General features: G+C 34.7%; 23 protein-coding genes. 4 read left to right on the top strand and 19 right to left on the bottom strand.

Annotated features, from left to right (window positions below; translation table 11 throughout):
- Positions 1-10 precede the first annotated feature (10 nt).
- From BW731_RS10460 to dnaX, 6 genes are read right to left on the bottom strand one after another with little or no spacing between them, the layout of a single operon-like run.
- Complete coding sequence (locus BW731_RS10460) at positions 11-952, bottom strand: hypothetical protein (RefSeq protein WP_079347973.1); 942 nt, start codon at positions 950-952, stop codon at positions 11-13.
- Positions 952-1,281, bottom strand: coding sequence for a cyclic-di-AMP receptor (locus BW731_RS10455; RefSeq protein WP_071457136.1), 330 nt, complete (start codon positions 1,279-1,281; stop codon positions 952-954). The genes BW731_RS10460 and BW731_RS10455 overlap by 1 nt, the downstream gene beginning before the upstream one ends.
- Positions 1,282-1,298: 17 nt before the next feature.
- A complete protein-coding gene (gene tmk, locus BW731_RS10450) occupies positions 1,299-1,949 on the bottom strand; it encodes a dTMP kinase (RefSeq protein ID WP_332881443.1) in 651 nt (216 codons plus the stop codon).
- Positions 1,950-1,965: 16 nt separating this feature from the next.
- Positions 1,966-2,562, bottom strand: a complete 597-nt coding sequence (recR, locus tag BW731_RS10445; RefSeq protein WP_079347969.1) for a recombination mediator RecR — start codon at positions 2,560-2,562, stop codon at positions 1,966-1,968.
- 60 nt (positions 2,563-2,622) lie between these two features.
- Positions 2,623-2,937 (bottom strand): YbaB/EbfC family nucleoid-associated protein, encoded by a 315-nt coding sequence (locus BW731_RS10440; protein WP_079347967.1) that lies wholly within the window; start codon positions 2,935-2,937, stop codon positions 2,623-2,625.
- Positions 2,938-2,962: 25 nt separating this feature from the next.
- Positions 2,963-4,681, bottom strand: coding sequence for a DNA polymerase III subunit gamma/tau (gene dnaX / locus BW731_RS10435; protein WP_079347965.1), 1,719 nt, complete (start codon positions 4,679-4,681; stop codon positions 2,963-2,965).
- A gap of 180 nt (positions 4,682-4,861) precedes the next feature.
- On the opposite strand from dnaX, the gene BW731_RS10430 reads away from it, so the two are divergent.
- From BW731_RS10430 to BW731_RS10415, 4 genes are all read left to right on the top strand, one after another.
- Entirely contained in the window at positions 4,862-6,088 is a 1,227-nt protein-coding gene (locus BW731_RS10430) for an SPFH domain-containing protein (protein WP_079347963.1), read from the top strand.
- A 19-nt stretch (positions 6,089-6,107) separates the two neighbouring features.
- Entirely contained in the window at positions 6,108-7,157 is a 1,050-nt protein-coding gene (locus BW731_RS10425) for a TFIIB-type zinc ribbon-containing protein (RefSeq protein ID WP_079347961.1), read from the top strand.
- A 41-nt stretch (positions 7,158-7,198) separates the two neighbouring features.
- Positions 7,199-7,951, top strand: coding sequence for a TPM domain-containing protein (locus tag BW731_RS10420; protein WP_158080210.1), 753 nt, complete (start codon positions 7,199-7,201; stop codon positions 7,949-7,951).
- A gap of 107 nt (positions 7,952-8,058) precedes the next feature.
- Positions 8,059-8,820 (top strand): alpha/beta fold hydrolase, encoded by a 762-nt coding sequence (locus BW731_RS10415; RefSeq protein WP_158080209.1) that lies wholly within the window; start codon positions 8,059-8,061, stop codon positions 8,818-8,820.
- Here the strand turns inward: BW731_RS10415 and BW731_RS10410 are convergent.
- From BW731_RS10410 to BW731_RS10350, 13 genes are all read right to left on the bottom strand, one after another.
- Positions 8,817-9,809: a nucleoid-associated protein gene (locus BW731_RS10410; RefSeq protein WP_079347955.1), complete on the bottom strand. Its 993-nt coding sequence runs from the start codon at positions 9,807-9,809 to the stop codon at positions 8,817-8,819. The genes BW731_RS10415 and BW731_RS10410 overlap by 4 nt on opposite strands.
- 35 nt (positions 9,810-9,844) lie before the next feature.
- Positions 9,845-10,774, bottom strand: a complete 930-nt coding sequence (galU, locus tag BW731_RS10405; protein ID WP_071457146.1) for a UTP--glucose-1-phosphate uridylyltransferase GalU — start codon at positions 10,772-10,774, stop codon at positions 9,845-9,847.
- Between the two features lie 15 nt (positions 10,775-10,789).
- Positions 10,790-11,800, bottom strand: a complete 1,011-nt coding sequence (locus BW731_RS10400) for an NAD(P)H-dependent glycerol-3-phosphate dehydrogenase (protein ID WP_079347953.1) — start codon at positions 11,798-11,800, stop codon at positions 10,790-10,792.
- Positions 11,801-11,901: 101 nt separating this feature from the next.
- The gene (lgt, locus tag BW731_RS10395) at positions 11,902-12,720 is read right to left on the bottom strand and encodes a prolipoprotein diacylglyceryl transferase (protein ID WP_079347951.1); all 819 of its coding nucleotides are present in this window, start codon (positions 12,718-12,720) and stop codon (positions 11,902-11,904) included.
- On the bottom strand, positions 12,717-13,658 hold the full coding sequence (hprK, locus tag BW731_RS10390; protein ID WP_079347949.1) for an HPr(Ser) kinase/phosphatase: 942 nt from the start codon (positions 13,656-13,658) through the stop codon (positions 12,717-12,719). Before hprK ends, lgt begins: the two co-directional genes overlap by 4 nt.
- 87 nt (positions 13,659-13,745) lie before the next feature.
- Positions 13,746-14,216, bottom strand: coding sequence for a threonine/serine exporter family protein (locus BW731_RS10385; RefSeq protein WP_079347947.1), 471 nt, complete (start codon positions 14,214-14,216; stop codon positions 13,746-13,748).
- A 12-nt stretch (positions 14,217-14,228) separates the two neighbouring features.
- Entirely contained in the window at positions 14,229-14,990 is a 762-nt protein-coding gene (locus tag BW731_RS10380) for a threonine/serine exporter family protein (protein WP_079347945.1), read from the bottom strand.
- A 93-nt stretch (positions 14,991-15,083) separates the two neighbouring features.
- The gene (locus BW731_RS10375) at positions 15,084-16,463 is read right to left on the bottom strand and encodes a M24 family metallopeptidase (protein WP_079348630.1); all 1,380 of its coding nucleotides are present in this window, start codon (positions 16,461-16,463) and stop codon (positions 15,084-15,086) included.
- Positions 16,464-16,740: 277 nt separating this feature from the next.
- A complete protein-coding gene (rplS, locus tag BW731_RS10370; RefSeq protein WP_079347943.1) occupies positions 16,741-17,088 on the bottom strand; it encodes a 50S ribosomal protein L19 in 348 nt (115 codons plus the stop codon).
- Between the two features lie 118 nt (positions 17,089-17,206).
- Entirely contained in the window at positions 17,207-17,947 is a 741-nt protein-coding gene (trmD, locus tag BW731_RS10365; RefSeq protein WP_079347941.1) for a tRNA (guanosine(37)-N1)-methyltransferase TrmD, read from the bottom strand.
- Positions 17,937-18,467, bottom strand: coding sequence for a ribosome maturation factor RimM (gene rimM, locus BW731_RS10360; protein WP_079347939.1), 531 nt, complete (start codon positions 18,465-18,467; stop codon positions 17,937-17,939). The genes trmD and rimM overlap by 11 nt, the downstream gene beginning before the upstream one ends.
- Positions 18,468-18,573: 106 nt before the next feature.
- A complete protein-coding gene (locus BW731_RS10355) occupies positions 18,574-19,029 on the bottom strand; it encodes a hypothetical protein (protein WP_079347937.1) in 456 nt (151 codons plus the stop codon).
- A gap of 96 nt (positions 19,030-19,125) precedes the next feature.
- The gene (locus BW731_RS10350) at positions 19,126-21,459 is read right to left on the bottom strand and encodes an HAD-IC family P-type ATPase (RefSeq protein ID WP_079347935.1); all 2,334 of its coding nucleotides are present in this window, start codon (positions 21,457-21,459) and stop codon (positions 19,126-19,128) included.
- Between the last annotated feature and the right edge of the window lie 13 nt (positions 21,460-21,472).

The raw sequence follows: 21,472 nt of genomic DNA, 5'->3' as shown, positions 1-21,472 counted from the left end.
TGCATTCCTCCTAATGAGATGTCATAATTCTCAAAGCTAGTTGTTCACATGTATTCTGAAAACTAACGTTTGATGTTAGTTTTTGTTTTGCTTCAGTAGCAATCATAATCATTCTAACATAGTCGACACTATTAGAAAACTGTGTATCTATCTGTTTTCTCATCTTTAGTTTCATCATCGCAATCAACATATCAAACAAATCCTTCTGTTGATTTTTATCTTGTGTATGTTTCACTAAGTATTGTTGGACAAAAATAAACGAACGAGAGTCCTTTTTCTCTAAATACTCTAACCATCTATTTAACAATGATTTTGTCTCATTAAACCACTCGTCTTCATTAAGTTCTATTGCCTCTTCAACTGAATTTGTTAACTCTAATAACAACTCAGTATTTCCAGAAGACAACTCACTTAATTGTTCTTTTAAGTAGTCTTTTGCTATTTTTTTCAAGACAATCAACTGGCATCTTGACTGAATAGTTGGTAACAATGCCATCGCATTATTCGTCAAAAAGAAAATATATAACTCTCCATCTGGCTCTTCGATAAACTTCAATAAACTGTTGGCAGATTGGACGGTCATTTTTTCAGATTCACAGATAATCAACACTTTTTTTCGTGATTCAACACCACTACTTGTAAAAAATGATTTTGTTTGTCTGATTTGATCTACTTTTATCGTCTGACCATCTGGCTCAATACTGGCTATATCGGCATGTTCATCTTGCTCAATCCTTAGACAAGAACGACACGCACCACAAGGACTACCATCATTACTAGGCGACTCACAAAATAAACCTTGACTCATGAACAACGCAACACTTTTTTCTTCTTCAGTATTACTTCCTTGAATGATATAAGCATGGCTTAACGATTTCTCATGAAACACTTTACTTAGTTTTTCAAAAAGTAATGGTTGGTGCAGTTTAACCGTTTCTTTTATGGTACTCATTAGAAATGATAAAACCCTTCAACTGGAAGAACAAACACCGTTGCACCGCCAACTTGTATTTCGATTGGATGAGTTGAATGAGCGTCCATTGCAATATCTAAAGAAATTGGTGGTGTCATGTATTGTTCTCTAGAATGACAAACAGATTTTATGATGGATAAAACCTCTTCCACTCGCTCATCTTCAATCCCAATAATAAACGTTGTATTACCTGATTTTAAAAATCCACCTGTTGTTGATAGTTTCGTTGCGCGGACATTTTCTTTATTAAACTTATTTTGCAAGCGAGAGCTGTCTTTATCTTGGATAATGGCTAGTAGTAATTTCATTGTGATCACCCTTTTTATTATTTAGTAAATAGCATTGGATATGTTTCTTTAATTAAAGTATAACAATTATTTACGACGTTTTCTATTGATTCACTCGCATCGATTTTTTTAATCCTATTTGGTTCTTCCTCTAAAAGATCTAAATAAGCCGCTCTTACTTTCTCATGAAATGCTAAAGATTCTTTATCTAATCGGTCTAACTCTTCTTCTTTACGTCCTTTGTTGATACGACTTAAACCAACTGATGCTTCTACATCTAAGTAAAGAGTCAAATCGGGATAATGACCTTCAATCGCAAAATCATTCATTTGACGAACTTCTTTCACTCCGATTCCTCTAGCAGCACCTTGATACGCAATCGAGCTGTCAATAAATCGGTCACAAAATACCATGTTTCCAGAGTCTAATGCCGGAAGTATTTTTTCAATTAGATGTTGACGTCTAGCTGCTGCATAAAGCAATGCTTCTGTTCGCTCATCCATCATAGTATGTGTTGGATTTAAAATGACTTCCCGAATTTTTTCAGAAATGGGAATGCCACCTGGTTCTCTTGTAGTGACTATTGATTGAGACAATTCTCTTGATAATATTTCAACTAATTTTTTTATAACGGTTGATTTTCCCGCACCATCAGGCCCTTCAATCGTAATAAATAATCCTTTTTCCACCATATTTTCTCCTTCGTTATAACTCAGTTCGGCCTTCAACTGCTTTTAATAATGTAATCTCATCAGCATATTCAATGTCACTACCCACAGATAACCCATGAGCTAGACGAGTCACCTTAATACCAGATGGTTTGATTAATCGTGAAAGATACATAGCAGTGGCTTCACCATCAGTTGTCGCATTAGTTGCAATAATGACTTCTTCTACCTCATTATTGTGTAAACGTTTGATTAAACTAGCAATGTTTAAGTCATCAGGTCCTGTTCCATCCATTGGAGACAACACACCATGTAATACATGATAAAGGCCTTTATACTCTCTAACCTTTTCTAAAGACATGACATCTTTTGTTTCTTCAACGACTAAAATGGTTGATTGATCACGATTAGGATTTCGACATATATCACACGATTTTTCCTCTGTTATATTGCCACAAATTTCGCAAAAATGTAAATCTCTTTTCACACTAATCAATGCTTTGGCAAAATCAGTTACATCTTCTTCTTTCATATTCAATGTATAAAAAGCTAGACGTGTTGCAGTCTTTGCCCCTATACCAGGTAATTTCATATAACTATCAATTAACTTTGCAATTGGCGCTGGATATTGCATGCAAAACCCTCCTTTTTCTGTCAAAAAACAGGAAGTCTCCTCCCTGTTTTCTTTTAATTATTATAATCCTGGAATGGCTTTTGCGTATTTCCCCATTACTCGTTCTGTTTCAGCATCAATCTTCTCAATTACTTTATTTGTTGCATCTAAGACTAAATCTTGAACCATCTCTGGATCTTCTGGGTCTAAAATATCTGGTTTAATTTCGATATTTGTTACTTTTTTCTCACCAGTCATGGTGATTTTTACTAAACCATTTCCTGCTTCAGCTTCAAATACTTGTGCATCTAATGTTTCTTTTGCCTCAGCCATCTCTTTTTGCATTTTTTGAACTTGTTTCATCATTCCTTGCATATTTCCCATTCCACGCATCATAATTATCGTCTCCGTTTCTATTGTTTTAATCTTCTACTACTTCAATTGCTTGTTCACCGAACATTTTTTTTGCTTCGCTAATGAGTATATCCTCATCAGGCGTATCCTCTTTAGTTTCTGGTTTTGTCACATCTGTCTGTGAAATAAATTGCTGTCTTAGTTCTTTCCAGTTATCTTTAGGGATACTAATTAAACTTGGTGTATAACCAATTAGTTTATTAAGACTATTATACACTGCCTCTTGCAATTCTTCATCATTACTCGCTTTTTGACATAAAATATCATACTCAAAAGCGATGACTAATCCTGTTTCACTTGCTGCGACAGGTTCACAAGCTTTAAGCATCGCACGTTGTGTTACAGATAGTAATTGCAATAAATCCACCCAAACATCACGTACACTTACCAAATGATCTTTCGTTGCTTTTTCTAACACTTGGTAGACTCTTTCAGTTGGTACTTTGTATAATGGTTGTTTGTTACGAGAAGTACTACTTTTTTGCTTCTTCTCTTGTACCTGACCACCATTTTCTTGTAACCGTTCAATTTTTTGTTCTAGTAGTTGAACTTTTTGAATTAATTCTTGATAATCTGCAGATACTTCACCTGATATACTTACCTCATCACGACTCTCTACGGCTGGTCGATGTATCTCTTTTTTAGCAGAAGTTTCAGATAGTTTAATGGTTAACACTTCTAAATAAATCGATGGTTGAGAGGTAAACTTCATATTTTTTTGTATATCGTTTAATTCTTCAATCCAACTGTACAATATACTACTATTAATATCTTGACTCAAGCGTTTAAACGACTCACTAATAGTTGGTAATTGACTTTCAACAACGTTAGGTGCTTGTTGATACATTAAGACGTCACGGCAATGAATTAATAAATTCTCAACAATCCGATTGCTCTCTTTTCCTTCATTTAACATATCATCTACTAACCCTAATGCTTTTTGTGTATCGTGATTAAAGCAAGCAAAAAAATAATCATCCATCATTTGACTAGTTAAACTACCAGTAACTTCTAACGCATCTGCCACACTTAATGTCCCATCACTAAATGAAATAAGCTGATCTAAAATACTTAACGCATCCCTCATACCGCCTTCAGCAGAACGTGCGACTATTTTTAGGACCTGTTCATCAAAGCTGATTTCTTTTTCCTTTAAAATAAAAGCTAATCTATTTTCAATATCTCTCGTATTAATGCGTTTAAAATCAAATCGTTGTGTTCTTGAGATAATGGTCGCAGGTATTTTGTGAGGTTCAGTTGTCGCTAATATAAAAATAACGTGCTCAGGTGGTTCTTCAAGTGTTTTTAGTAACGCATTGAATGCACCTGTAGATAACATATGCACCTCATCTATGATGTAGATTTTATACGGAACTTGTGTTGGGGCATATTTTACTTTATCTCTTATATCACGAATTTCTTCTACCCCGTTATTACTCGCCGCATCAATTTCTAATACATCATTGATTCGACCATTTGTAATACCGATACAATTGTCACACTCATTACACGGTTCACCATTAACTGAATGCTGACAGTTAATTGCTTTTGCAAAAATTTTTGCCGCACTGGTTTTCCCTGTTCCTCTTGGGCCAGTAAAGAGGTACGCATGTGACACTTTTTGTTGCATAATGGCATGTTTTAACGTTTGTGTGATAATTCCTTGACCAACTAAGTCATCAAATGTCTGTGGTCGCCACTCACGATACAATGCTTGATATGCCACATAAACACTCCCCTCTAATTTCAATCTTCTCTATTATAAGTTAAAATCACAAAAATTTCTAGCTATGTCTTAAATAGGTGAACGCAAATATATAAATCATTCTTTTGGCCGATTGTCGCTGATTTTTAACTATGGTAAACTTATCTAAATCAAGTATTTTAAACGAAAGTAGGGACAATTATGGGATTAATAAAAGCGGCAGTAAACTCTGTTGGCGGTGGCTTAGCTGATCAATGGTTAGAAGTCATTGAGCCATATAATTTAAGTGATGACACTGTTATGACAACAGGTGTTCCAGTTAGAAAAGATAGTAAACGTCAAGGAAATAAAAAAGGCACAGATGGATTTATTACAGATGGTTCTGTTGTCTATGTATACCCAAACACTATGATGCTATTAGTTGATGGTGGAAAAATTATCGATTTTACCGCTGAGGAAGGCTACTACACAGTGAATAATGCTAGTGCTCCCTCAATGTTTACTGGTAATTTAAAAGGGGCGATTGAAGAATCTTTTAATCGTTTCAAGTTTGGCGGCCTACCACCTCAAACACAGCAAGTTATTTACATTAATCTACAAGAAATTAAAGGCATCAAATTTGGCACACCTAGTCCTTTAAATTATTTTGATAATTTTTATAATGCAGAACTCTTTTTACGTGCTCATGGAACTTATTCTGTCAAAGTGGTAGATCCTATTTTATTCTATAAAAATGTGTTACCTAAGAATAAAAATCATGTATCCATTTCTGATATCAATGATCAATTTTTATCTGAATTCTTATCCGCCCTACAAACTTCAATCAATCAAATGTCTATGATGGGTGAACGAATTTCATACGTTCCATCAAAAAGTATGGAACTAAGTAAATTCATGGCGTCTGCCCTTGATGAAGAGTGGACTAAACTTCGTGGAATGGAAGTTGTCAGTGTAGGTGTCGCAAGTATTTCTTATACAGATGACTCACAAGAACTCATCAATATGAGAAACAAAGGTGCCATGTTATCTGATGCATCTATTCGCGAAGGGTTTGTTCAAGGTTCAGTGGCACAAGGTTTACAAGATGCTGGTAGTAATCCTAACGGCAGCGTCAATGGTTTTATGGGTGTCGGCATGGGAATGAATGCAACGGGTGATTATTTAAGCCAAAGTTCTAAAGGAAATCAAGAACAAATGCAACAGCAACAGGCCAAACAAACAAATAATGACACTTGGACTTGTCCAAACGATCAAACAGAAAACACTGGGAAATTCTGCTCTGAATGCGGGCAAGCTAAACCAGTTGAACAAGCATCTTCAGGCATTCAAATGAAATGTGCCAACTGCCATCATGTTGTGACAATCACAACTCAAATGCCAAAATTCTGTCCAGAATGTGGGGCTCCTTTCCAAGGCTTGCCTTTATAATAAGAAATGAGGTTAGCTTATGTCTGATGTAATATCTCATAAATGTCCAAATTGCGATGGTCCTCTTTTATTTGATCCAAGCAATCAAACATTCCATTGTGAATATTGTTTAAGTGTTTTTAATGAGCAAGATCTAGATGCTACAGCACAAAAAAAATCAGCTGAAAATTTAACTCACACAAGTAGCGAGCTATTTAATCTATATGATTGCCCTTCTTGTGGAGCTGAAATAGTCACCGATGATACAACGGCTGCAACATTTTGTTATTATTGTCATAATCCTGTTGTCTTGAAAGATAGAGTGAGTGGTGAATTTTTACCAAACAATATTCTACCTTTTAAAATTTCAGAAGATGAAGCTAAAGAGCAATTTTTATCTTGGGCAAAATCAAAAAAATTCATTCCAGAAGATTTTTTTGACGAGTCTCAAATTGAAAAAATCACTGGCATTTATTTCCCTTACTGGAAAACAGATGCCACTACAAAAGGACGTGTCGATGCAACTGGAACAAAAATCACTGTTTGGCGTGTTGGTGAAACAGAGTACACTCGTACAAGAAAATATAAACTAACACGCGGTGGAAAAATCGAATTTAGAGATTTAATCAAAAACGCGTTACAAAAGAACACTAAACAATTGATGATTGAGTCTGTTCAACCTTTTCCACTCACGGATGTGACAAATTTTGATTCAAAATATCTATCTGGTTTTCAGGCTGAAAAACGTGATCTTGAGTTTTCTGACATCGAGCCTTCTTTAACAGGTGAGTTATCACACTACACACAAAATATTTTAGAAAACGAAATGCAAGGATTTACGACCATTTCTACTACTTACCATGATAGTCAAATCATCAATCAATCAAATAAATACCTCCTTTTACCTGTTTGGGTAGTAACATATCAATCAGAAACGAGCGATGAACCGTTTTATTATGCGATGAATGGTGTGACAGGTAAAACTAGTGGGAAATTACCTTTAAATAAACCTAAATTAATCGGCACTTCTATTTCAATTGGTGTTTTGGTTACTTTACTTATTTTAGTTGGGGGGTATTTACTATTTTAAAGAAGCGAGTTATCTTACTATACCTCTTCACATTGATTCTTTTGGGACTGTCTTTTTCATCTCTGACTGTTTTTGCTGAAGCAAGTACCCGTGTATTTGATGACGCTGGGTTACTTTCTTCTGATGAAAAAAATTCGCTTGAACAAGCGATTACGTCTTTTAAAGAACAAACTAACCAAGATTTTGTTTTTGTTTCAACAAATGATACTAAAGGTAAAACATGGGAAGAATATGCTGATGATTACTATGATGATAATGGCTTTGGGCTTGGCGATGATAAAAATGGTATGCTGTTTTTAATCGACATGGAGCATCGTAAATTTCACATCTCCACTACGGGAAGTATGATTGACATACTCAATGACAATCGTATTGATAACATTATTGAGAGTTCAACAAGCGATATGGCAGATGGTCGTTACTACGATGCCATAGAAAATGTTTTAGCTAAATCAGAAAGCTACGTACAACAAGGTCCTGCTGCTAATTCACATCGTGTTTCTCGTGATAAATCTTCTTTTACGTTTGTGACCATTATTATCGCTAGTATTGCCGGTATTGCGTCAGCTCTTGGGTTTTATTTTTATATTTCTAGAAATTATCTACTAAAAAAAGCAACATATCGTTATCCATATTATGAAATGAGTCAGCTAGAATTGACAGAATCACGTACTAACAAAGTATTTGACGTTACCACAACAAGACACATACCAAAACCACCACCAAGCAATGGGTCAAGTACTCACATGGGTGGCAGCGGAACAAGTCACGGTGGAGGTAGCGGTAGTTTTTAAAAAATAAGGACGAAGTAGTTTATATACTTGGTCCTTATTTTTTGTCAGTTTTATAAATTGCATTCTTTCTAAAATACAGATACCCTTAACAAAAAGGAGTGATGTTTATGAAAACTATTACGAAAGAGAGAATGATAGAACATATTCCAGTTCTTGAGGTAGTTCCTGATAATTATCAATATGACGAACTTCCGTGCATCGTATTTTATCACGGGTGGCAAACCTCAAAAGAACTTGCTTTAACTCCTGCGAGAAAACTTGCACAACTAAATAATCGGGTAATTGTACCTGATGCAATGTATCATGGCTCAAGACGTGTCGAAAATCGTTCAAAAATTCCATCATTTGCATTTTGGTCTAGTATTCAACATAATTTAATTGAGTTTAATCTAATTAAAGATTATTTATATAAAAAACAATTCGTTCTAAATAACCAACTTTCTGTTGCTGGTTTTTCCATGGGTGGCATGACAAGTGCTGGATTACTAACCAAGCATCCCGATATCACATCTGCTGCAATCTTAATGGGAACACCTGATTATCAAGGATTTATTGACCGATTAGTATTTCACAGTAATCAAAGAAATATCCCGTTGCCACCAGATTTAGAAGATAGTTTGTCATGGACAAAACACTATGATTTGAATACTCAACCAGAAAAAATGGCAGACCGCCCAATCTATTTTTGGCATGGAACAAAAGATGAAAAAATACCATACCATGCAAGTCACGATTTTTTTGAAACCTATCGACATAAACCTTTTGGACAACAAATGGTCTTTGACACAGGGGTTGATGAACCACATATTTTAACAATAGAAACAATGGAAACAATGGCGACGTTTTTAGACAAACATTTTACACACTAAAACTTACTAATGATTTCTTCAATATTTTTTATCATTACTGATACGGTTCCATCAGGATTATTAATAAATTCAACCATGTTTGGGTCGTTAAACACATCACTTGGGATGGATAATTCAATCCCATTTGCTAATTTAAACTTTTGTTTACTGTATTTTTTTTCATATTTCACAATATTTTCTGGAATGTCTTCTGTGAATTTGGTTTTCTCAATAATTTCTTGATACTCTTCTTTGGCAGAAATGTTGTCTTTAAACACAACATCTGCCACTTTTTGTGTGTCAATGATTCCATCAGATTCGATACTTTCAAAAATAGCTTGTTGTGCTTGGCTCATGCTGACATATTCTTCTTCGTTGTAGCGTTTTGCGACTTGTTTAACTGCCTTTTTAACAATTTTCAACTTCTCACTAACAGTTGGAAGTGGATCAAGCTGTAGTAATCGTTCTGTAAAGTAGAAGCGTTTCTCACCTTCAAACATGTAGCGTTTTTCAATCACTCGTGTGGCTAAATCATTCAAATTAACAATAAAACACTCATCTATTTTCTGGGTTACTGAAGGAAACACTGTTCGATTTAAAATGATGTTGTTTTGCATCACATCATCTACATAAGTTACGTGATGAGTAAACTGTGGCTTATAGTTAAATTTAATCACCACTAACGAATGATTGTCCTCTGAATCTTGCGTATCTAAAAACAACACATCCCCACTTGGCGCATCCTCACTAATAGCTAACACATCAAACATCGATTGTGCAATATCTTGTGTTGCCTTAATAAAATCTGTTTGCACTTCTTTAATAAAAGGAACAATCTCATTGTCTTCTGACAATATCCCATGCTTGTATTCCCCTTTATCAAGTCTTTTTAAAATAGTTTCCATATACTGACTCACATGAAATTCTCGTAAGTCAAGTTCAGCTTGTGAACAAATCAATTGCCCCGAATCTTTATCAATAATGTGCAAAATTGCTTTATTTATTTCCATGATAATCTCCTTTAAACAAGAAAAAGAGAAGGGAATTATTCCTTCTCAGTTTTTTTGCTCTCAGTTTTTTTTGTTGTGATGCCTTTTTCTTTTTTGATGTCTTCACTCAAATCTAAAATAAGTTGGGCTAAATCATCTTTAATCTGAGGATGTTTCAAACCATATTCAATACTTGTTTTCATATAACCGAATTTATCACCAACATCATAACGAATTCCGGTAAAGTTATGTGCAAATACGCGTTGTGTTTTATTTAATGTATCAATCGCGTCTGTTAATTGGATTTCTCCTCCAGCTCCTGGTTCTTGTTCTTCAAGAACTTGGAAAATTTCTGGCGTTAATAGATAACGACCGATAATCGCCATATTACTTGGTGCTTTTTCTACTGGTGGTTTTTCTACAAAATTTTTGACATTGAACAAGTTTTTAGCTACTTCACCACCTGGGTTAATGATGCCATATTTTGACACATCTTCTTTTGGTACTTCCATCACAGCAAGTGTCGAAGCGTGAGTCGCATCATAGTCATTGATTAATTGTTTTGTTAAAGGAATATCATCTTCCATAATATCATCACCTAGCATCACGACAAATGGCTCATTGCCTACAAATGATTTTGCTTGCAAGACAGCATGACCTAACCCTAAAGGATGTGATTGACGAATAAAGTGTAAGTTTAGACCAGTTGTTTCTTCAACAAGCTCTAATAACTCTAATTTACCCTTTTCTTTTAAGTTTGTTTCAAGTTCTAAGTTTGAATCAAAATGATCTTCGATTGGGCGTTTTGCTTTGCCTGTGACGATTAAAATATCTTCAATCCCTGAAGCAAGTGCTTCTTCTACGATAAATTGAATCGTTGGTTTATCGACAATTGGTAACATCTCTTTTGCCATTGCTTTTGTTGCTGGTAAAAAACGCGTTCCTAACCCTGCTGCTGGAATAACAGCCTTTTTAACTTTAACCATTGTTTACTATCTCCTTTATAATTCCTGCTCAGATTTATGTTCTCTAAGCATAATATTTTTAACTGTTGATGACACATCTTTATGGTTATAAATAACATCATAAATCGCTTCAGTAATTGGCATTTCAATTTGTCTTTCTTGCGCTAGTTCATACGCCGCTTTTGTCGTATAAACCCCTTCAACGATCATGCCCATATTATCTAACACATCATCTAAAGAGTTACCCTTCCCTAACAAGTAACCTGCTCTAAAGTTACGAGAGTGTTCACTAGCACACGTTACAGCTAAATCACCGACACCACTTAAGCCGATAAATGTTAACGGGTTCGCCCCCATTGCCACACCTAATCGACTAATTTCAGCTAATCCACGTGTCATAATAGCCGCACGTGCATTATCGCCATAATCTAACCCTTTTAAAGCACCAGATCCAAGCGCAATAATATTTTTTAACGCAGCGCCCATCTCGACACCAATCACATCACTGTTGGTATATACTCTAAAATAATCATTTGAAAATAACTTTTGAACGTATTCAGCAGCTTCCATTGAGCTTGATGCTGCCGTAATTGTTGTCACATCTTTTACAGCCACTTCTTCAGCATGACTTGGCCCAGACAATACTACAATCGCTTCACGATGACTTGGAGAAATTTCTTCTTCAAGTACTTCAGTAATACGTTTATGTGTGTCTTGCTCTAAGCCTTTACTTGCATGGATGACAATTGGTTTATTTTGACAAACTTCATTAAATTGTTTCGATACATCTCGCATCGCTTTTGTCGGCACAACAAATAATACAGCATCAGCGTCTTTAATCGCTTCTTCTAAATTAATTGTTGCCACTAATTCCGTTGGTAACGTTATTTCCTTTAAGTAATGCGTATTTGTGTGCTTCTCATTTATTTCATTTATTTGCGTTTCTTTATTTCCCCAAATCGTCACATCATGACCATTTTCTACGAGAACCATAGCTAGAGCGGTGCCCCATGAGCCTGCTCCTAAAACAGCAATTTTTTGTTTCATAAAATTAATTGTCTCCTTTAAAAAAACATTGGTAACCTTATTTTATCATAGGTTACTAAAAGAAGTAAGATAAGAGACGAAAACGCCTCACATCTTACTTCTTATTTAATACTATACGAGCGATTATAGTATGGTAACTCTTTATTACGACGTCTAATAATCATAATAGCTAATGCTCCAAAGAATAAAACAGCAGATAATATTTGTGACACTCTCAAGCCACCAAAGAACATCAAACTGTCTGTTCTCATTCCTTCAATGAAGAAACGCCCAAATGAATACCATAAAACATATGTTAAAGCTATTTCACCTTGCTTAAAGAAATGTTCTTTTCGTCTTAGTAAAATTATCATAATAAATCCTAATACGTTCCATGAACTTTCATATAGAAACGTTGGCTGTCTATACGCCCCATCAATATACATGTTTTCAATAATAAAATTAGGTAGATGAAGTTTCATAAGGAACGCTTTGGTTGTAATTTCTCCAAAGGCTTCATGATTCATGAAGTTTCCCCATCTCCCGATTGCTTGTGCTAACAACACACTTGGTGCTGCAATATCTAAAAATGTCCATGTATTAATGAAATGATGTCGTGTGTAAAAATACAGTACCAATCCACCGGCAATTAATCCACCATATATTGCAAGCCCACCATTTCGTATCGCAAAAATTTCGATAGGATTCTGTGCGTAATATTGCCACTCAAATATAACATAGTATAGCCTTGCCCCGATAATCGAAATAGGTAACGCCCATAACATCATATCTATGACATCATCTTCTTTTAATCCAACTTTAACAGCCTCTTTGGTTGCCAACCATGACACAAGGACTATTCCTGACACGATGATAACCGCATACCACTGAATGCCTATACCAAAAATATGAAAAGCTGTCGGATTTATCGCTGCAATCATTTATCAAACTCCTTATCACTCTCAGAATTTTCAGCAATTAATTGTGCTAAATTATTTTCAAATTTTTTCGTCGCATCATACCCCATTGTTTTAGCTCTAAAGTTCATCGCAGCGACTTCAATGATTGTCGCAACGTTACGTCCATTGGAAACTGGAATCGTAATTTTTGGTACTGGAACATGAGCTAAATCAATTGATTCTGTACCAGATCCTAACCTGTCGAATGTGTTGTCGACACTCCAGTCTTGTAAGTTGACAACGAGTGAGATATGAGCATGATTTCTCACAGCACTTGCTCCAAATAAATTCATCACATCAATAATACCAACACCACGAATTTCCATTAAATGCTCTAAAATTTTTGGTGACTCACCTATGACTGTTCGTTCATCTTGACGGTAAATATCGACACGATCATCTGCAATCAAGCGATGCCCTTTTTTAATTAATTCAAGACCGGTTTCACTTTTTCCAATACCACTACTTCCTTGAATTAATACACCTAATCCATAGACTTCAACAAGCACGCCATGAATCGATACACGTTCTGCTAATTGACTTTCTAAGAAATTTGAAATCATCCCAGACAATCGTGAGGTAGAAATTGTCGACTGTATAATTGGTATTTCTTTCTTATTTGCTGCATTAACTAATTCTTCGGGTATGCTTAGACCTCGTGCAATGACAAAACAAGGTGTGTCTTCATTGCATAATTTTTTAAAAATCATCGATTTTTCAGCAGATGTCATTTTTTCTATAAAGGTAATTTCTTTCATCCCTAGAACTTGGATTCGGTCATACGGATAATAATTAAAGTACCCTGTTAATTCCAATCCCGGTCTAGATATTTCACTAGATGCTATAGTACGATTTAAAAAGTCATCACCTGAATAGACATCCAAATGTAGTTGATTCACAATATCTTTAACTTGAACCATTTATTCACTTCCTTACTTTAAATACTCATCTTATCCATTCTAACATTTAAAGTTACAAGTGACTATCATTTGATACCGTTTTACTTCTTAAGATGATTTATTTTTTTTGTTAATAAATGGTTCTTCCTCGATTTTTATTTTAGCGGCCAATAAAATTTTAGATACCGCTTCATTGATAATAAATCCTATCGCAATCGCACCCCCTACTAAGCATGCTTGAAATCCGTAATGTAGCGCTACTTCATAGTGCTTCTCAGTTAAATTATTAAACGTTTTAAATAGTAATCCTCCAGGGACTATCGGCATAATTCCTGGCATATTAAAAACCAGACTGGAGACATTTTTCCATTTACTTAAAAGATGAGAAAGAAAGATTAACGCTAGCAACGCTATTAATGAAGACATCGCCTCACTAAAGGACAATTTTGTACAAATATAGTAGATGAACCACGTAAACATCCCTGACAACCCACATAGCAATGTGTAATCTTTTTCTATATTATAAAGAATCGCAATCGCACATCCGGCGACAAAACTAAAAAATAATTTAATCAGCATTCAATCATCTCCTTATAACACACTTGAAAATATAATCGCTACAGGTAAACCTAACATCAAAGCCGTACTAAAGGCATCCATCGACTGAATCATGCCTGTTAAATAATTACCATCCATCATGGCACGAATCGCATTAACAAATGTCGTGCCTGGTAATAATGGCATGATACAACTAAATAAAATCGAATACGGCTCTACAACAATATGAAGCTTGACTAAACCAACAATCAAAAAGCAAATAATGGTTGAATAAGACAAAATCGCAAAGATATTAATTTTTGTTGTTTCTTTAATTTTTAAATACAACCAGTAACCAATCATGCCTAAGAAAAACGTCGTCAAAAAATTCCAATTCAAGCCATTCATAATGACATTCATCCCACCACAAACAAGGGCTGCACTAATGATTCTTATGCGTTTTGGGAAAGAATAGGTTTTATTATTAATCACTCTTAATTCATTTAGAAAAGATTGGGTATCTAGTTTATTAGCCAAAAAATCATCTAGTACCCTTTCTACCCGAAGTATTTTTTCAAAGTTATATCCAGAACGTTCAACTGGAATCATCTTTACTGTATTATCATGACGATTAATAATAACAAAGCTCGTTTCAGCATTAAATGTTGATATTTCATCATTTTCTACGTTTAGATGGTGAATTATTTTTTGTATATTTCCATTTATCATATCACTCGTCGCATTGCTCTCTTGTAAAATTTTGCCATAAAGCAGACAGACTTGCACGATATCATCAAAGTTAGTTTGTGAATCCATGATTCGTTCCTTCTTTCAAACAAGGTATCTGTACCACTATAACGAAAAAAAATTCCTATTATAAAAATATAATAGGAATAAATAATGATTTTTTTATTTGTTTCGTTTTAATGCCTGCTTTTTATCTAAGAAAAATGGTCGATAATAAGCCACTGTATCTGTCATAGGTAATATATCTTCACTAATATCAATATTTAGTTGTGTTTTAATAAATTCTCTTCGTTTCATAAAATTATCATACATTTCTGGATAGTTTTTTTTGATATCTTCTTGTAGTTCTTTATTGGCTAATAAAATTCCACTCTCACAACTTGTCCCAGCATAACCTGAAAGAGAAGGGATAATATCAGTTTGAAACATCATCCCGCTTTTTAGCTGGATATTAGAGTTAGGATAAATTGGTGAAGATAGCCATTCCTCATCCGCAAATAAATGACCTGGATTTAGATGCCATCCGTATTTTTCTTGCGGTAACACTTTTTCTATTACATCATACATCTCTTGGCCGGTCATCCCGATTTTTATTGTCTCAAGCCATGTCGCAATAGCATTAAAATAAGGTTTAGCTAAAGCATCTAAATAATCCTCTTGCCCTTTTGGAAGTTGACTGGATTTTTCAACAGCATACCCTGCTCTTGAGGTTAATCCACCTTTATAGCCAACTGTCATCGATACCGGATCACCCAATGTCACTTTTTTATCTGTTGGATACATGTTTGCTTTGACAAAACGTTCGCCTGTTGCTGCAATGGTCACGACACTTCTTGGCTGACCTTTTTCTTGCATAACATCTCCAATTTCCATTTCTGATACACCGACATCAAATTTTTGCAATCCTTTCGACATACTTTGACTAGATAATTGTGCCCAAAATTCGTAATGCGCAACTTCATTACTATTATTTGTCACTCTTGCTCCAGTGTCACTATTAATAAAAAGACCTGTTTGATTCGATAGATTGTTTTCTCCAACAACATCTTTTAGGCCATCAACTAAAAAATTAGGTAAATCAAAATAAGTTTTGTCATTACCATATTGACTAGTAAATAATTTCCATCCAACTACACCAACTTGCATATCACTTGTTAGCCCAGCTTCTTCAAAGTAATCTACAACTGGTTTATCATCATCCATTGGTTGATTTGCAAGTGATAAATGTGGCATATGGATTCCTTTAGCTTTGATACGTGATTTAGATGCTTTATTTAGATTTTCGTTACCTAATATTAAATAGGCATCTTTATTTTTGTGTAATACGAGCAATCCTTCTTCAAAACGTGTAATAAAGCCTGTTAAGTATTCAAAATTGCCACCATGTTCTAAATCACAATAAATGGCTAATGCATCCAAGTTTTCCTCTATCATTCTACTGATTACTTTTTCAAGTCGTTCATCCATGGTTTCATCTGTTAGTGCAACTGGTACCAAATTTCTTTCGACGACTAACTCCTCTACAGGTTCCAGTGATATAATCTCTCGCATAATAAACCTCCTGTTTTTGCATTCTTGCTTCATATCATAACATAGTTAAATACTGTTATCATCCTAATAGAATAATAGTTTATATAAATTTAGAGAAAACTATATGATCATATTTAGATTTTAAACGACATAATAATCATGATTTAAACGAGTACGATAGGTTTTCTTTTCTTCTTATGATTTATGATATTTTCAAAAAAGGAGTTGATATATAAATGATACAAAAAAAGACCCTATTTTCATAGAGCCTTCACCTGTTAATAAATGATTAACGACGGATTTCTTTAATTCTTGCTGCTTTACCATGTAATGCACGGATGTAATAAAGTTTCGCACGACGAACTTTACCATAACGGATTACTTCGATTTGAGCAACACGTGGTGTATGGATTGGGAAAGTACGTTCCACACCAACACCATTAGAAATTTTACGTACAGTGTAAGTTTCGCTAATTCCAGCTCCACGGCGTTTGATTACAACACCTTCAAATAACTGGATACGTTCACGAGTACCCTCAACAACTTTAGCATGTACACGTACAGTGTCACCAGGTCTAAAAGCTGGGATATCAGAGCGTAATTGTTCTTTTGTAATTTCTTCTATTAATGGATTCATGTCCACATTCTCCTTATTCTAAACACTCATATGCATTTAGCACAGCGGAATGTTGTAATAGATGAGCCATTTGACTCACTAAATTATAATAGCATAATTACTCTTTTCAGTAAAGTGGCTAAATACTTTTTTCTTCCTTTTTCACTTCTTCAAGTAATCTTTCCATTTCTTTCGTCATGTCAAGTGATTCTAACATATCTGGTCGTCTTAAAAAAGTTCGTCTTAACGACTCTTTTAACTGCCATTCTTCAATTAATTTGTGGTTCCCATTTGTCAGAACATGAGGGACTTCCATTCCTTCATAATTTGCCGGTCGTGTATATTGCGGATGTTCTAACAGTCCGGTTGAGTGCGAATCTGTTTTAGCAGACTCATCATTACCTAAAACTTCAGGTAACAATCTGACTGTTGAATCAATCATCACCATCGCACCAAGCTCGCCACCTGTTAATACGTAGTCTCCAAGTGATACTTCATCTGTTACTAACGAACGAATTCTTTCATCATATCCTTCATAATGACCACAAATAAACACCAAATGTTCTTCTTTGGAAAACTCTTCTGCCATCTGTTGATTAAATGGTTTTCCTGCTGGGTCTAGTAAAATGACGCGTGGCTGAGTCTGTGCATCTTCTTTAATAAATGTTAAAGCATCATGAATTGGTTGGACTTTAAGTAACATTCCAGCTCCACCGCCATAAGGGTAGTCGTCTACTTGTTGATGTTTGTTGGTAGAAAAATCACGAAAATTTCTAACATAAACATTCAATAACTCTTTATCAATCGCTTTTCCTAAAATCGATTCTGTTAGTGGGCCTTCAAACATTCTTGGAAAAAGAGTCAAAACATCAATTCTCATCGTCAATCAACCCTTCTGGAATTTCAACCGTAATCTTTTTATCTGTGACATTAACGTCTAACACGACTGACTCAATGTAAGGTAAAAGTATATCTTTTTTACCATGTTCTTTGTGTTTTACTACCCATACATCATTAGCTCCAGGAGATAGAATTTCTTTTACTGTCCCTAAGAGTTTACCTGTTTCATCTACCACTTCACACCCGATTATTTCGTGATAATAAAAGGCATTTTCTTCTAACTGGCCTACTTCGTCTTTTTTAACTTTTAAAATACCATCTCGATACTTTTCAACATCATTAATATTAGGATGATTTTCAAAGCTCACGATATCAAAGTTTTTATGCTTTCTATGTGATTTTATTGTTAGTTCTACTACGTCTTTTCCTTCTTGAAAGAGATATAAGACGGTTCCTTTTTTATATCGCTTTTCAGGAAAATCTGTTTGAGAAATCACCCGAACTTCACCTTTAATTCCTTGTGTGTTAACAATTTTCCCAACGTTTAAATACTCTGTCACCTATATTCCCTCATTTCACTTGTGTCATTTTATTATTGTAACATTTTGATTTACATTACGAAACATAAAAAAAGCATTGACATGACTTGCCAAATGCTTTTTGATATTAATTATCCTTAATTTGTACTGATTTAATTGAGTCTCCAGGGACTTGGGGTGGTATCGAATATGTCAATGCAGGTGTTTTGGTCAACGTAAATTCTACTAATGCGCCTTGTTTAAACTTCTCTTTGTGTTTTGTTTTATCAAAGATTGTTTTATCAACATTCAATACTACACCGTTTGAATCTAACACGTCATGGATCGATTCAGGGTCATTTACCGCATCAACTGACTCAAACGATAGAATAACCGAATTCTTATCTATCACTGGATCACCGATTAATCTACCCTCAAAAATAGGATTACTTTCATAGTTTATCTCATTCGTAGTAGACGTTGAAATTTCACCTGTGCGTTTAGTAGTTTGACCTTCACTTGCCGATGTATTTAAGCCTGACGTACATCCAGACATCACAAATACACTACCAAGTAGTACACTACCTATGACCATTTTTTTCATTTTACCCTCCCATATTAAACTAATTCTTATACTATAAATATATATTACAAGTAAAATACATTTTTTTTTATAATAAAGTATGAATTTTGTGTTAACTTACTCTCTAAATATTTTTTTTACAAGCCATCGAATTGTATAGAATATTAGAATCGCTAGCAACATTAATGGTATATACACAATAGCTAATTTTATATTATATAAATTAACTAACGAAAAAATTCTATCAAAAAAAGTAAAAAGACACAAGAAAAATAATAACAAAGCACTTAAAAGTACATTAATCTTCGTAGTAAGAGGTTTTGAAATTTCTCTTAAAACAATAAAACCAATAAACCCGGCTAATAAGACTGTCACGGTTGATTTTTCTTCATAACTCCAACCGAGTACATTTCCAAACACCTCAATAAGTAATGTTGTGATAACCACAGTCAAGCCACTTGCTAAAGGCGGTTCAAAAACATTCTTTAAAAACATTCCTTTAATTGGTTGTGTATTTGGTCGCAACGCTAAGAAAAATGACGGAATTCCGACTGTTAAGGCATTTATTGGACTCAATTGGATTGGTTGAAACGGATAAGGTGAACTCACAAAAATAAAAATAGCAGCTAAAAATAATGAGTAAACTGTTTTAGTTAAGTAAAGAGATGACACACGTTGAATATTGTTAATAACTTGTCTTCCCTCCAACACCACATCAATCATGGAGTCAAAATTAGAGTCTAATAAAACAAAATCAGCAATTCCCTTAGCTGCGTCACTACCATTAGCCATAACAATGCTACAATCAGCTTGTTTCAATGCTAAAATATCATTCACACCGTCTCCTGTCATTCCCACAACATGATGGTCATCTTGGAGTGCTGTAACGAGTTTTTTCTTTTGTTCTGGTGACACTCGCCCAAAAATGCGGTGAGTCTTCACTACTTCCGGAATTTTATCATCAGGTATTTTACTCATATCAATTGATTCCTCATCATGTGACACACCCGATCGCTTCGCAATTTGTGCTACTGTTTCAGGGTGATCACCAGAAATGATGCAAATATCTACTTTTTCTTGTTTAAAATACTCAAGTGTTTGCGGTGCTTCTGGTCTGATCTCATCTTCCAAATAAATAAACCCTAATAACTCTAAATCATTTGGTAAGACTGTTGTTGCTTCATCAACCTGACTGCGTGTAATGGCAATGATACGTAATCCATGGCTAAACGCTTCAGACATTTTAGCTGTTTGAGCTTCTGAAAAATCATCAAATAAATATTCAGGTGCTCCCATGAAATAAGTATAATCATTTTTAAACGTAATCGCACTCCATTTTCTAGCAGAAGAAAACGGAATTTGTTTTGATGGTATTAACTGCTCATCTACTTCATTAAAGTAATCCATCAAAGCAAGACCCGTTGCATTATCTTCATCCAGACCTTTAACCATCGATCCTATCATTGCTGAAAATGTTTCTTTTGATAGATGATTCTCATCAACTGTATCAAATTCAACCACTTTTAATTGTCCGCTTGTCAACGTTCCAGTTTTATCAAGGCACAACACATCTACTCTAGCAAGTGTTTCGATTGCCCCCATCGTTTGAACAAGAACCTGCCTACGACTTAACTTTATGACACCAACCGCTAAAGCAACAGTTGTAAGTAAAATTAATCCTTCTGGAATCATTCCCATAATAGCAGCCGTACTACCGAGTATCGCTTCATTTAATTGCGTTCCGCTTGTTAGACTTGTAATCATTAGAATGGCACCAATTGGAATGATTACCATAGTAAGAAGACGAATCAGGCGATTCATCATCATGATCAATTCACTATATATGCCTTTTGTTTGCTTTGCTTCTATACTCAGTTTATAACTGTAACTATCTTTTCCAACATGTGTAGCTTGCATCAACCCACTACCACTCACGATAAAACTGCCAGAATAGACTTCTGAACCATTTGTTTTAATGATTGGATCGGACTCACCTGTCAATTGAGATTCGTCACACTCCATGCCTTCAGTATCCAGCACTATACCATCAACAACAATTTGTTGTCCTCTTTTTATGTTAATTAAATCATCCTTAACCACTTCATTTTGCGGAATCTCTAATACCTTATAGTTTCGTATAACACTGACTTTCGATTCACTTAATAAACTTAATCGATCAATATTATTTTTTGCTTTAATTTCTTGATATACTCCAACTAATGTATTTGTAATAATGACCCCAAGAAAAAGTAAATTTTTGTAACTACCTGTATATACGATAAAGCCAGCTATCACTAAGTTAATAAAATTAAATAATGTAAAGCTATTTTCAAACACAATTTGTTTAAGTGAACGTGTTGTCTTAGGAATTGCCTGATTTACTTCTCCTCTAGCTATTCTATTTAACACTTCTTCATCTGTCAGTCCTGGATAGGATTTTCTTTTTGACATATCATCCCACTCC

The organism is Vagococcus martis (assembly GCF_002026305.1).
In the GTDB taxonomy this organism is placed as follows: Bacteria; Bacillota; Bacilli; order Lactobacillales; family Vagococcaceae; genus Vagococcus; species Vagococcus martis.
The sequence above is the reverse complement of the archived record's forward strand: the minus strand, read 5'-3'. Positions and strand labels throughout refer to the sequence as shown.